The sequence below is a fragment of the Allobosea eneae genome, assembly GCF_042657265.1.
GTDB lineage: Bacteria > Pseudomonadota > Alphaproteobacteria > Rhizobiales > Beijerinckiaceae > Allobosea > Allobosea eneae.
Genome location: NZ_JBHSLW010000008.1, coordinates 207053 through 218427, shown reverse-complemented (window position 1 = coordinate 218427; position 11375 = coordinate 207053). Strand labels below are relative to the sequence as shown.

General features: G+C 69.8%; 11 protein-coding genes. 5 read left to right on the top strand and 6 right to left on the bottom strand.

The genetic code is table 11. The annotated features are described in order from the left end of the window. The first annotated feature begins 107 nt into the window (after positions 1-107). Both ACFPOB_RS06325 and mobA read left to right on the top strand, forming a co-directional pair. Positions 108-626 carry a DUF2478 domain-containing protein gene (locus ACFPOB_RS06325; RefSeq protein WP_377796799.1) on the top strand — a complete coding sequence of 173 codons (519 nt, stop codon included), beginning with the start codon at positions 108-110 and terminating at the stop codon, positions 624-626. Positions 627-681: 55 nt separating this feature from the next. Next, on the top strand, positions 682-1329 hold the full coding sequence (gene mobA, locus ACFPOB_RS06320) for a molybdenum cofactor guanylyltransferase MobA (protein WP_377796797.1): 648 nt from the start codon (positions 682-684) through the stop codon (positions 1327-1329). A 9-nt stretch (positions 1330-1338) separates the two neighbouring features. Here the strand turns inward: mobA and ACFPOB_RS06315 are convergent, their stop codons facing one another. Continuing rightward, a complete protein-coding gene (locus ACFPOB_RS06315; protein ID WP_377796796.1) occupies positions 1339-1740 on the bottom strand; it encodes an SRPBCC family protein in 402 nt (133 codons plus the stop codon). A gap of 162 nt (positions 1741-1902) precedes the next feature. Between ACFPOB_RS06315 and ACFPOB_RS06310 the strand changes: the two genes are divergently transcribed. Continuing rightward, entirely contained in the window at positions 1903-2385 is a 483-nt protein-coding gene (locus tag ACFPOB_RS06310; protein ID WP_377796794.1) for a VOC family protein, read from the top strand. 10 nt (positions 2386-2395) lie between these two features. Here ACFPOB_RS06310 and ACFPOB_RS06305 read toward each other — a convergent pair whose 3' ends face one another. Further along, on the bottom strand, positions 2396-3526 hold the full coding sequence (locus ACFPOB_RS06305) for an Mrp/NBP35 family ATP-binding protein (protein ID WP_377796792.1): 1131 nt from the start codon (positions 3524-3526) through the stop codon (positions 2396-2398). A gap of 30 nt (positions 3527-3556) precedes the next feature. Continuing rightward, entirely contained in the window at positions 3557-3787 is a 231-nt protein-coding gene (locus ACFPOB_RS06300) for a sulfurtransferase TusA family protein (RefSeq protein ID WP_377796790.1), read from the bottom strand. Positions 3788-3964: 177 nt separating this feature from the next. Here ACFPOB_RS06300 and mobB point away from each other — a divergent pair, with 177 nt between their 5' ends. Further along, complete coding sequence (mobB, locus tag ACFPOB_RS06295) at positions 3965-4495, top strand: molybdopterin-guanine dinucleotide biosynthesis protein B (RefSeq protein ID WP_377796788.1); 531 nt, start codon at positions 3965-3967, stop codon at positions 4493-4495. 2 nt (positions 4496-4497) lie between these two features. Continuing rightward, positions 4498-5745 (top strand): molybdopterin molybdotransferase MoeA, encoded by a 1248-nt coding sequence (locus ACFPOB_RS06290; protein WP_377796787.1) that lies wholly within the window; start codon positions 4498-4500, stop codon positions 5743-5745. A gap of 3 nt (positions 5746-5748) precedes the next feature. Here the strand turns inward: ACFPOB_RS06290 and ACFPOB_RS06285 are convergent, their stop codons facing one another. The 3 genes from ACFPOB_RS06285 to ACFPOB_RS06275 form a co-directional block, all read right to left on the bottom strand. Beyond that, positions 5749-6519: a TIGR02186 family protein gene (locus ACFPOB_RS06285; protein WP_092155685.1), complete on the bottom strand. Its 771-nt coding sequence runs from the start codon at positions 6517-6519 to the stop codon at positions 5749-5751. Continuing rightward, the gene (locus ACFPOB_RS06280; protein ID WP_092155684.1) at positions 6516-7448 is read right to left on the bottom strand and encodes a sulfite exporter TauE/SafE family protein; all 933 of its coding nucleotides are present in this window, start codon (positions 7446-7448) and stop codon (positions 6516-6518) included. Before ACFPOB_RS06280 ends, ACFPOB_RS06285 begins: the two co-directional genes overlap by 4 nt. A gap of 242 nt (positions 7449-7690) precedes the next feature. Beyond that, positions 7691-11101, bottom strand: coding sequence for an SEL1-like repeat protein (locus ACFPOB_RS06275; protein ID WP_377796785.1), 3411 nt, complete (start codon positions 11099-11101; stop codon positions 7691-7693). Between the last annotated feature and the right edge of the window lie 274 nt (positions 11102-11375).

Genomic DNA, 11375 nt, shown 5'->3' with positions numbered 1-11375 from the left:
CAAGCTCACCCACGGGCTTGATGTCCCTCAGGGCTGTCGGTCTTCCGCCTGCCACCGCAACCGCTGGTATAGCAGATGAGGCAAGATGAGAGTTACAAGGGGGGACGATGACTGCTCCGCTCGCCGCGATCGTCTATGCCTCGGGCTTCCCCATCGACGAGCTGATGGCGGAGGTTGCCGACTCCCTGAAGCGTGAGGCCGTCCGGCTCGGCGGCGTCGTCCAACACAACACGGGCGACTGCCCGGACGGTTGCGCCAGCATGGCGCTCGAGGACCTCGCCTCCGGCCGCCTCTTCCCGATCAGCGAGGATCGTGGCGCGGGCTCGGCCGGCTGCCGGCTCGATCCGGCCGGACTTGCCGCAGCCGGCGCCGCCGTCGCACAGGCGCTGACCGGGTCCATCGACCTCGTGATCGTCAACAAGTTTGGCAAGCAGGAAGTGCTCGGCCACGGCCTGCGCGCCGAGATCGCCGCCAGTGTCCTCGCCGGCCTGCCGCTGCTGACCGCCGTGCGCGCCGACATGCTCGTCGCCTGGTCGCACTTCGCCGGCGAAGATTGGCAGCGCCTGCCACCCGAAGCCGTCGCCATCACCGATTGGGCGATGGCGGCGTTGCGCCTGCCGGCCTGATGCTCGAGATGTCGCTCTTCGGTGGCCGGCATCGTCGCGCGCCTGCGCGGCGGTGATGCCGGCCGCGCCCGCAACCTTCGGCCTCCTGCTCGCCGGCGGGCTGGCGCGCCGCATGGGTGGCGGCGACAAGCCGCTGCGCACCATCGCCGGACGCAGCATCCTCGCCCATGTGATCGAACGGCTGGCGCCGCAATGCGACGGGCTGCTGCTCAACGCCAATGGCGATCCGGCCCGCTTCGCCGCATACCACTTGCCGGTGGTCGCCGACGACGTGCCGGGTTTCGCCGGGCCGCTCGCCGGCATCCTCGCCGGACTCGACTGGCTCGCCGCGAACCGTCCGGGCGCGGACTGGCTCGTCAGCGTCGCCGCCGACACGCCCTTCATTCCCAGCAATCTGGTGATGCGGCTGCATGCAGCGCGCGTGGCGGGGAATGTTCCGCTCGCCTGCGCTGCCTCGGATGGCCGGACCCATCCGGTGATCGGGCTCTGGCCGACCTCGCTGCGCGATGATCTGCGCCATGCGCTCACGGTCGAGGATGAGCGCAAGGTCGGCCACTGGGCCGCTCGCCATGGCGTCGTCGCGGTCGAATGGCCGGCGGCGCCGGTCGATCCCTTCTTCAATGCCAACCAGCCGGGCGATCTCGCCGAGGCGGAGCGGCTCCACGCACTGCTCGGTCCTGATAGAGGGCGGGCGCGCGGGTGATCCTGCGCCTCAAGCCTCCAGCAGGGCTTTCAGGCGGGCGAGATCGGCCGCCACCCATTCGGCATCGCGGGCGAAATCGTCATCGCTCATCTCCGGGCGCCGGAACAGTGTGAACACCACCTCGCTGCCGCTGCCATTGGCGAGCGCGCGCATCGGATTGTGCATCGGTGTGCCGCTGTCGGGGATGACGGCGTGGTCAAGCACGCCATAGCGATTGGGCTCGCTGAACAGCACCCGCATCGGCCCCATCGGCGTCCTGGCGCGATAGGTCATACCCTCGACATGGCCGAACTCGTCGCCGAGGCCCTCCGCCCATTTCGGGAAGTTCATGGGGTCGGCGAGGAAGCCGTAGACATCCTCGATCGGCCGGTCGATCGCGATGCTGATATGGCGCGTCGGCAGGACGGGCATGATCGCCTCTCCTTGATTGCGGGAATAAGAACATAACATGAACAAATTCATCTGTCATCGCGCATCGGTGATGGGCCGTGTGCGAGCTCGCCGCGGATCGATCAAGAATCCGCCGGCTTCGCCAGCCCTCTATTCCAGCGGCGACGGATCAGGAGATTCGAGATGGAGCAGAGCATCGGCTTGGGCCTGGCGATTTTCGTGCAGCACGGGCGTGAGCAGGAGGCCGCGGATTTCTACAGCGAGGCCTTCGAGGCGCGGCAGCTGAAGACACATAGGATCGACGGTGAACTCGCCGGGGTCGAGATGCTCATCGGCGGAACCCGTGTTTCCGTCGCCGGTGCAAATCTGCTCCGGGAGGAAGAGCCGCCCTATGGCGGCCCGTTCTTCCCCAAGGCGGCCGGAGCGGTGAGCATGACGATCCTGCTGACAGTCTCCGATATCGAGGTCTGTTTCGCGCAGGCGATCGTGGCGGGCGCCGCGCTGCGCGACCGCGTCAAGACCGATACCGAAGGGCGGCGGGTCGCCTCGCTGTTCGATCCGTTCGGCCACATCTGGATGCTGACCGAGCGGGAGATGGACACGGACAAAGTGCCGCCCGACCAGCTGGCTGCGCACAGGCCCAGTGCTCCGGCGATCCGGGCCTAGCCGACTGGCCTTATTCGATCACGATCCGCGGCGCTGCGCGGGCGGGTCCGGCAAGGCCGGCCTTCACTTGCCGCGCCAGGGCAACATAGGCCTTGGCATGGGCGCTATCGGGGTCGCTCGCGACGATCGGGCGTCCGCCATCGGAGGTCTCGCGGATCGGCATGGCGAGCGGGATCTCGCCAAGGAATGGCACATGGAGACGCTCGGCCTCGTGCCTTGCGCCGCCATGGGCGAAGATGTCCGAGCGGTGACCGCATTCAGGGCAGATGAAATAGCTCATGTTCTCGACGATGCCGAGGATTGGCACCTCGACCTTCTTGAACATGGCGACGCCGCGGCGGGCATCGAGCAGAGCAAGGTCCTGTGGCGTCGAGACGATCACCGCTCCGGCGAGCGGGGTCTGCTGCGCCATGGTGAGCTGGGCGTCGCCGGTGCCGGGCGGCATGTCGACGACGAGCACGTCGAGCTCGCCCCAGGCGACCTCGCGCAGCATCTGGGTGATCGCCGAGATCACCATGGGTCCACGCCAGATCATCGGCGTCTCCTCGTCGATCAGGAAGCCGATCGACATGATCTTGAGGCCGTAGGCCTCCATCGGCGCGAGCGTGCGGCCGGAGATCAGCCGCGGTTTGCCGGTGATGCCGAAGATTTTCGGCACGGACGGGCCGTAGATGTCGGCGTCGAGCACACCGACCTTGAGGCCGAGGCTGGCCAGGCCCACGGCGAGATTGGCTGTGGTGGTCGACTTGCCGACGCCGCCCTTGCCGCTCGCCACCGCGATGATCTGCTTGACGCCGGGGATGCCGGCCGCTTTCGGCACCGGCCCACCGGGGCCGGGCTGGCCATGCGCCTGCTGGCGCGCTTCAGCCGCTTGCGAGGGCGCGCGCCCGGGCGCCTTGTCGGCGGTGAGGCCGACAAGCACCTGCGTCACGCCGGGAATGCCGCTGACCGCGCTTTCCGCCGCCTTGCGCACCGGCTCCATCGCACTGGCTTCGGTCGCGTCGATGCCGATCGCGAAGATCACCTTGCCGCCGTCGATCAGGATATTGCCGATGCGGCCGGACGCCGCCAGCGATTGCCCGCTCGCCGGCAGCTTCACCAATTCAAGGGCGCGCAGGATGTCGTTTTGCGAGAGGGGCACGATCGCGGGTTCCTGTATGAGCGCGCGGCGTTAGGCCGCGGACTTGCGGATATGGAATGTCAGAAGCCGGCCCTCAGTGCCGCTGTGCTCTAGCGAAGCGCTGCTTTCCCTGACGAGATTGGGAATGTCGATGGCGGCCATCGGATCGGTGCACGCGACGATGAGGAGCGTGCCCGGCGCCGCGCCGAGCAGCGCCTTGCGCACGCGCAGGGCCGGATGCGGGCATTTGAGGCCGCGCAGGTCGAGCGGGATCGAAGTCATGTCGCGTGTCATATGATGGCTTTTCGCCGCCCGGCAACAGCCCGCTCCCCCGCAGAGCGCGATCCCCGCCGCGCATGACGCGGCGTGCCCGGCCGGCTTGACCGCCCGAGCCGATTTGCAGGATGACAACCGGGCGCATGTCGCGCCCGGTTTGTCTTTCGCAGGATGTCATTGTCGATGCGCGTGATCGGACTGGCGGGCTGGAGCGGGGCCGGCAAGACGACTCTCCTGACCAAGCTGATCCCGGAGTTCAGCCGCCGCGGTGTCAGGGTCTCGACGATCAAGCACGCCCATCACGCCTTCGATCTCGACACGCCCGGCAAGGATTCCTGGGCGCATCGGCAGGCCGGCGCCTCCGAGGTGCTGATCTCCTCCGCCCAGCGCTGGGCGCTGCTGCACGAGCTGCGCGGCGAGGCCGAGGCGACACTGCCGGAGCTGCTGGCGCGGCTGTCGCCGGTCGATCTCGTCATCGTCGAGGGTTTCAAGCGCGATCCGCATGCCAAGCTCGAGGTCTACCGCGCCGCCAACGCCAAGCCGCCGCTGCACCCGGATGACCCCAGCATCGTCGCGATCGCCAGCGACACCGCTTTCTTGCAGGCCGGCCGGCCGGTGATCGGGCTCGATGACATCCCCACCATCGCCGATTGTCTCTTCGCCAACGCGCAGCCTCTCGATGCCGTGCTGTCGCAGGCGAAAGGGAGGCTCTGACGATGGCGCAGCTCAGCGCGGATGCCGATGGAACCGTCCTGACGATCGAGCAGGCGGCCGTGCGCGCCGCGGAGCAGGTCACGGCGGTCGCCGGCACGCAGACCGTCCCGCTCGCCGCCGCGGACGGGCGCGTGCTGGCGCAGGATGTCGTCGCGCCGGTCGCCCTGCCGCCCTTCGCCAACGCCGCTGTCGATGGCTATGCGGTCCGTTTCGCCGATCTGGCGGCTACCGGGCAGAGCCGGTTGCCGCTCTCGGGCCGGGTCGCGGCCGGTGCCGATGCGGCCGGCGTCGCGGCTGCGGGGAGGGCTGTGCGCGTCTTCACCGGCGCGCCGATGCCGGCCGGCGCCGACACCGTCTTCATGCAGGAGGACGTCGCGCTTCAGGGCGGCGCCGTCATCCTGCCGGCCGGGTTGAAGCGCGGCGCCAATGTGCGGCTGGCCGGCGAGGATCTGCCGCGCGGCGGCCTTGCGCTCACTGCCGGCCGGCGCCTGCAGCCGCAGGACCTGGCGTTGCTCGCCGCGCTCGGCCTGAGCGAGGTGACGGTGCGCCGCCGCGTCCGCGTCGCGATCTTCTCGACCGGCGATGAGCTCAGCGAGCCTGGGACCGCCCTGCCGTCGGCCGGCATCTATGACGCCAATCGCAGCCTGCTGCGGGCGCTGGCGAGTCGGGCGGGGGCGGAGGTCGTCGACCTCGGCATTCTCGCTGACGAGCCGGAGAGTCTGGCCACGCGGCTGCGCGAGGCGGCGGCGGTTTGCGACCTGATCCTGACCTCGGGCGGCGTCTCGGGCGGCGAGGAGGATCACGTCAAGGCGGCAGTCGAGCGCACCGGCGAGCTCGCCTTCTGGCGCGTCGCGATCAAGCCCGGCCGCCCGGTGGCGATGGGACGCGTCGCCGGCACGCCGTTCATCGGCCTGCCCGGCAATCCCGTCGCGGTCTTCGTCACCTTCGCCTTCGTCGCCCGCACCGTGATCGCGCTGCTGTCGGGCGCCAGGCCGGCGCGGCCACACGGGCTGCCGGTCCGGCTCGGCTTTTCCTACAAGAAGCGGGCCGGGCGGCGCGAATACGTCCGTGTCTCGCTCGAGCCCGGCCCGGACGGCATCGCTACGGCGCGAAAGCACCCGCGCGAGGGCGCAGGCGCGCTGATCTCGCTGGCCGAGACCGACGGGCTGGTCGAGCTCGCCGACGAGCTGACCAGCATCGCCGAGGGCACGATCGCGCCCTTCTTCGCCTATGAGATGCTGACGGGCTGATTCTCAGTCGCGCCGGAAGATCACCGTCGCCAGCCAGCCGAACAGCAGCGCCACGGCCGCCGTCGCCAGGCCGTAGAGGAACGGCCGGTCATGCGCGGCCGAGGCCATGCTTTGCTCGGCGCCGGTCTTGACCACCTCGAAATTGGTGGTCTGGCGCGCCAGCACCGAGCCGCCGGCATAGAGCAGCACCTCGACCTCGTAAGGGCCGGTCGGGGCTATCGCCGGAATCTTGATCTGGGAGCTGAACAGGGCCGGCGACAGGAAGGTGACGCCGCGCTCGTCGAGCGTATAGAGCTGCTTGCCTTCGAGCGTGCGGATCAGCGCATCGCGGAACCGGCCGATGTCGAGCTCGAAATCGAAACCTGCCTGCGTACGCTGCGCATTGGCGAGTCCGATGCGGTCGCGCCGCGCTGCCTCCTCCGACAAGATCTCCTTGATCGGGCGATTGGTCGCGACCGACAGATAGATCGAGCGGTCCGGGAAGCGGCGCTGGTTGCGGTTGATCCAGAGCGGGCCGACGCGCTCCTTCTCGCGCACGATCAGCATGCGCTGCGGTCCGCGCACGGTGACGACGATGTCGTAGGGGTCGGCGCGGGCGACGGAGCGGCCGTCGCGCTCGACCAGGCCGAACACCGCGAGCTGGTCGCCAGTGAAATTGGAGGCGATCGCGATCCGATGGGTCGATAGCGCCGCGATCAGCGTCTCGGCCCTGGCCGGAACGCCGGCGAGAGCCGCCAGGCAGCCCGCAGCGAGGATGAATGCCGCGCGTCTCATCGCTGCGCTCCTTCCGGCACGACCACCGAATAGGGCTCGCTCGGCGGCAGGAAGAGCTCGACCGCGAAGCGCAGGCCGACGGAGAGGATCAGCAGCGCCAGTAGCAGCCGGAACGACGAGACGTTGAGGTTGCGGGCCGCCCGCCCGCCGAATTGTGCGCCGATGACGCCGCCGACCAGCAGCAGCATGGCGAGGATGATGTCGACCGACTGGTTGGTGACGGCGTGCAGCACGGTCGCGCCGGACATCGTGACGAGGATCTGGAACAGCGAGGTGCCGACCACCACCGCCGGCGGGATCCGGAAGAAGTAGATCAGCGCCGGCACGAGCATGAAGCCGCCGCCGACGCCGAGCACGGCGCCGATGAAGCCGATGATCACGGCGAGCGTCGCGATCGGGATCACGCTGGCATAGAGCTGCGAGCGCGGGAAGCGCATGCGCAGCGGCAGGCCCATCCAGGGCGGATGCGAGCCGGCTTCGCGCAGGCGGCGAGCCGGCTTGCCCCTGCGGTCACGTAGTGCGGCCCGCACCGCGTCGAACAGCATCAATCCGCCGATGCAGGTGAAGAGCGTGACATAGGCGATGGTAATGACCAGCTCGAGCTGGCCGAGGCGGCGCATCGAGTTGAAGAACAGCACACCGAGGATGGTCCCGACGATGCCGCCCGTGACCAGTATGCCGCCGAGCTTGAAGTCGAGCGCGTTGCGTCGCCAATAGGTGAGCACGCCGGTCATCGACGAGCCGGCGACCTGCGCGGCCACGGTCGCGACCGCGACGGCGGGGGGAATGTCGAGGAAGATCAGCAACGGCGTCAGCAGGAAGCCGCCGCCGACACCGAACAGGCCAGAGATGAAGCCGACCGCGCCGCTCAGCCCGAGCACCAGGAAAATGCTGATCGGCAGTTCCGCGATCGGGAGATAGATCTGCACGCTTCCAAAACCTCGCCGGCCGTCGATGCCGTCCCATCTCGGGCATGATCCGCCAAAGTGGATATCACTTTTGCGACGAGAACATGCCCAACCTGCTGAGTTGGCACGAATTCTCTGTGTTCCGCCGGAGCTGGCCGAACGAAAAGCACGCCGTCGCGGAAAGGCTACGACGGAAACCTTTTCAATTTGTGCAGCTTTGAAGGGGTCTCGAGTGCAGGCTGTCGCCTGCGCTCGCGTCGGCCTCAGCCGCGGCCCGGCTTGGCCGGCTTCTTGGCGGCGACCGGCGCCTCGTCCCAGCCCTTGGCCGGCGGCGTGACTTCGTTGGCGCTGGCTTCGAGGGGCTTCGGCTTCCACGTCTCGGCGGCGGCCTTGGCCGCGGCGAGATCGCTCCCCGACAGCCGGCCCGCCACCTCGTCGCGCTTGCGGCCGGCATCCTCGTCGCCTTGGGCGGCGGCGATCGCGAACCAGCGATAGGACTGGCCGAGATCGGCCGGCGCGCCGAGGCCGCGGCCGAGCAAGATGGCGAGGTTGTACTGGCTGTCGCGCACGCCGTGCTCGGCGGCGCGGCGGAACCAGTCCGTCGCGGTCGCATAGTCCGGCTTGCCGCCGGCACCATCGGCGTAGAGCACTGCGAGATTGTGCATCGCCTTGGCGTTGCCGCGCTCGGCCGCGCGCCCGTACCAGACCTTGGCCAGCGCCGGGTCGCGATTGGTGCCGATGCCCTTCTCGAACATGTTGCCGAGCCGGAACTGCGCCGGCCCGAGACCGGCGACGGCGGCGCGCTCGAACAGGCGCAGCGCCAGCTTCGGATCGCGGTTGCCCGGCCCGTCGGCCGCCTGGGCGGCGAGCTGGTAGACGGCGCGGGCATCGCCCGCGAGTGCCGCCTTGCGCAGGCCGGCGGTACCAATGGTGCCCGGCAGGTCGCCGATCCCGGTGACGGTCTCGGTCGCTTCGGCCGGGCTCTGCAGCGGCAGCGCTGCCACCATGGAGGGCACTGCTGCAGGCGCTGGCGTCGGCTCGGCGTTCGCGGCCTGGGCCGGCGCGGGCACGGCCGCCTGCGCCGGCGTCGTGCCGAGCGGCAGCGGCTGCAGCGCCGAGCTCTGGTCCTTCGCTGGCGGCGACGCCGGCTCGGCAGGGCTGGCCTGCGGCGACGGCTTGGCTTCGGGAGCGGCCGTGGCAGCGGGATTGGCGGGCTCGGTCCGGCTGCTGCTCTCGTTCACCGCCGGCTTCCTGGCGCCCTGCTGGCCGCCGGAGAAGACCTGCGCCGCGCCGATCGCCAGCACCAGCGCCGCGAGGCCGAGCAGCAATGGCCGGCGACGCTTCTCCAGGATTTCCTTGAGGCGTCCGCCTGAGGCGGGCTTGGCGGCCTTGCCCGCTTTCGCCGGGTCCGCAGCGGTCGGATTGGCGGCGGCGGCCTCGCTGGCGGCCTTGGCCGAGCGGCGCGCCGCTGCGATCAGGCTCTGGCGGACAGTCTGGGGGTCGTTGCCCTGCGGGGCTGGCGCATCCGGGCGCGGTCGGCCGGAGCCCGGCTCCAGCGGCAGGTCGAGCCCGCCGGCGGGCGGCAGACGCTGCTCGGCGGCGAAGCGCCCGGCCATCGGGATGGCGGGAGCGCTCGCCTTGATCTCGTCGGCCGGCGCGCGGACGCGTGGCGTTGGCGCAGTGCCGCGCCGCTCGCCCCCGATCTCGGCTTCGAGATCGCCGAGGCGGCCAATGATGGTCTCCAGTGTCCGATGGACCGCGCCGATCGCATCCTGGGTCTCGCGCCCGGTCGAGACATGGCTCTCGCGCAGGCCGCTCATCAGGTCGCTGAGCTCGGACAGGCTCGCGCCGCGCGACACGGGCATTTCGGCCATGGCTGCGCGCGCCGCGCGTTCTGCTGCGGCGGTGGTGTCCTCGCGCATGCCCTGGAGGTGGACGACGAGATCCTCCAACGTCCGCTCGAGGCCGTTTTCGGCCGAGCGCGTCGCCGCCTGTTGGTCGAGCCGTTGCGTCAGGCCGGCGATCTGGCGTTCGAGCGCGTCGAAGGATTCGGAGCCGGCTCCAGGCCGGCCGGCCTCGTCGATCTTGGCGGCGAGACCGCGCAGCATGTCCTCGACCGGGCGCATGTCGACCCGGGCGAGCGGCGCTCCGCCCTCGTCGACCATCTGGGCGAGCCTGCTGGAGGCAGCGAGCTGCTCGACGCGATCGGTCAGCGCCTCGATCCGGTCTTCAAGCTGGCTCGGCGGCCGTTCGGCCAGGTGTTCGAGCTTGTTCACCAGCGCTTCGATGCGCTCGGCGAGCTCGTTGGAGGCCGGGCGGCCGCTGGCGTCGAGCTCGCCGAGGCGCGCAACCAGCTGCTCAACCTGCCCGTCGATGACGGACGCGTTCATCGCCGGCAGCGAGTCGATCTTGTGAGCGAGCGATTCGACCTGGCGCGACAGGGCTTGCAGCGGGCCGCTCTCGCCGTGGCGCTCGCGCGAGCGGTCGGCGAGCAGGCTCTCGCGCACGTCCTCGATCGCCAGCGCCAGGCTACGCAGGTCGCGGGTGTCGTCGCGCAGGCGTCCGACATCGGAGGTCAGGGCGCTGAGCTGCAGCGAAAGGTCGTCGAATCGCCGGCCGTCCGTGGCCGAGACAATCTCGCGCAGCTCGGCCAGCTCGTTCAGGATCGGGGCGATGGCCTGACGGTCGCCGCCGCGTGCGACGAGCGCATCAATCTTGGCGGCGAGATGAGCGACCTCCAGCTCGAAGCGGTTGTAGCTTTCCTGCGAGCGCGCCTCCGACAGACGGCCGATCTCGGCTTCGATCCGCGCCAGCGGCTTCAGGACGGGATCGAGACGTTCGCGCCCATCGAGGCGGTCGAGCCTGGCTCCAATCTCGCCGATCGCGCGTTCGAGCGGCTTGATGGCGGCGCGCGGCTCCTCGGCGCGCAGCGCCGGCTGGATCGGGGCGATACGGTCGCTCAGCTGACGCAGATCGTCGCGCAAGGCGGCGAGCGTCGGTGCGGCAGCGGGGCGCTCGAAAGCCGGGGCGCGCGTATCGCCATCGAGGGTGCGCTGGCGCGAGCGGATGTCGGACACCGCGGCAGCAAGGCCGTCGCGGCTGAGCACGACAGGGCGCGTGGTCTGCGGCTGGGGCGGCGGCGGCGCTGCCAGCCGGCGGCTCGCTTCCTCGGAGCGGCGCTCGATGTCGCTGAGTCGCGTGCCCATCGCCTTGATCGCGTCGGCGATCACGGCGGTGGCGCGCTCCTGGCGCTCAACCGTGCTGCGCTCGCCCTGCGACAGGCGGCTCTCGGTGCGCTCCATCCATTGCGCGATCGAATCGAGCGCGCTTGCGGTCCGCGCATTGCTGTCGCGCGTCAGGCGCTCGGCCATGGCGGCCTGGGTGATGAACGCGTCCATGCGTTCGCGCGTGAGCTCGGGCTTGGCCGCCGCAGCCTGCGGCGGTGGGGAGGTCTGCATTCCGCCCTGTGACAGGCGGGCGAGGCGATCCGAGAGCGCGACGATGTCCTGCTCCTCGGCGTCGCGCGCGACGGCTTCGGGTTCCCCAGCCTCTTCGCGAATCTTGCTGTCGAGCCATTCGCCGAGCGTCATCCCGGCGCGACGCGCGGCGGCCTTTGCCGCATCGCGCGTGCGCGGATCGACGCCCTTGACGCTCCAGGGCAGGCTGGTCGCCATGTCACGCTCGCCTCGAGGGGCAATCTCGATCAAGGAGCGCTCGCTGCCCCCTTACGCGGCGGCGCCCTTGCAATCTCGGCATTCATGAACATCGGGTTGATGCGAACGATGCCGGAGATCGCGGAACCGACTTTTCGCCGTCACGGTAAACAGAGCGTTAAGATCCTGCCGTCGGACGTTAATTTTCTGGAAACTCTGAGCATCGAGGCTTGCCCGAGCCGGGTATAACGGTAACTTACCCCTGTCCGGCGCTGAATGACGTGACGTAAGGGCG

Coding starts and splice junctions, on each gene's coding strand:
- ACFPOB_RS06325 (WP_377796799.1), top strand. CDS start 108: ATGACTGCTCCGCTCGCCGCGATCGTCTATGCCTCGGGCTTCCCCATC.
- mobA (WP_377796797.1), top strand. CDS start 682: ATGCCGGCCGCGCCCGCAACCTTCGGCCTCCTGCTCGCCGGCGGGCTG.
- ACFPOB_RS06315 (WP_377796796.1), bottom strand. CDS start 1,740: ATGCCCGTCCTGCCGACGCGCCATATCAGCATCGCGATCGACCGGCCG.
- ACFPOB_RS06310 (WP_377796794.1), top strand. CDS start 1,903: ATGGAGCAGAGCATCGGCTTGGGCCTGGCGATTTTCGTGCAGCACGGG.
- ACFPOB_RS06300 (WP_377796790.1), bottom strand. CDS start 3,787: ATGACTTCGATCCCGCTCGACCTGCGCGGCCTCAAATGCCCGCATCCG.
- mobB (WP_377796788.1), top strand. CDS start 3,965: ATGCGCGTGATCGGACTGGCGGGCTGGAGCGGGGCCGGCAAGACGACT.
- ACFPOB_RS06290 (WP_377796787.1), top strand. CDS start 4,498: ATGGCGCAGCTCAGCGCGGATGCCGATGGAACCGTCCTGACGATCGAG.
- ACFPOB_RS06285 (WP_092155685.1), bottom strand. CDS start 6,519: ATGAGACGCGCGGCATTCATCCTCGCTGCGGGCTGCCTGGCGGCTCTC.
- ACFPOB_RS06275 (WP_377796785.1), bottom strand. CDS start 11,101: ATGGCGACCAGCCTGCCCTGGAGCGTCAAGGGCGTCGATCCGCGCACG.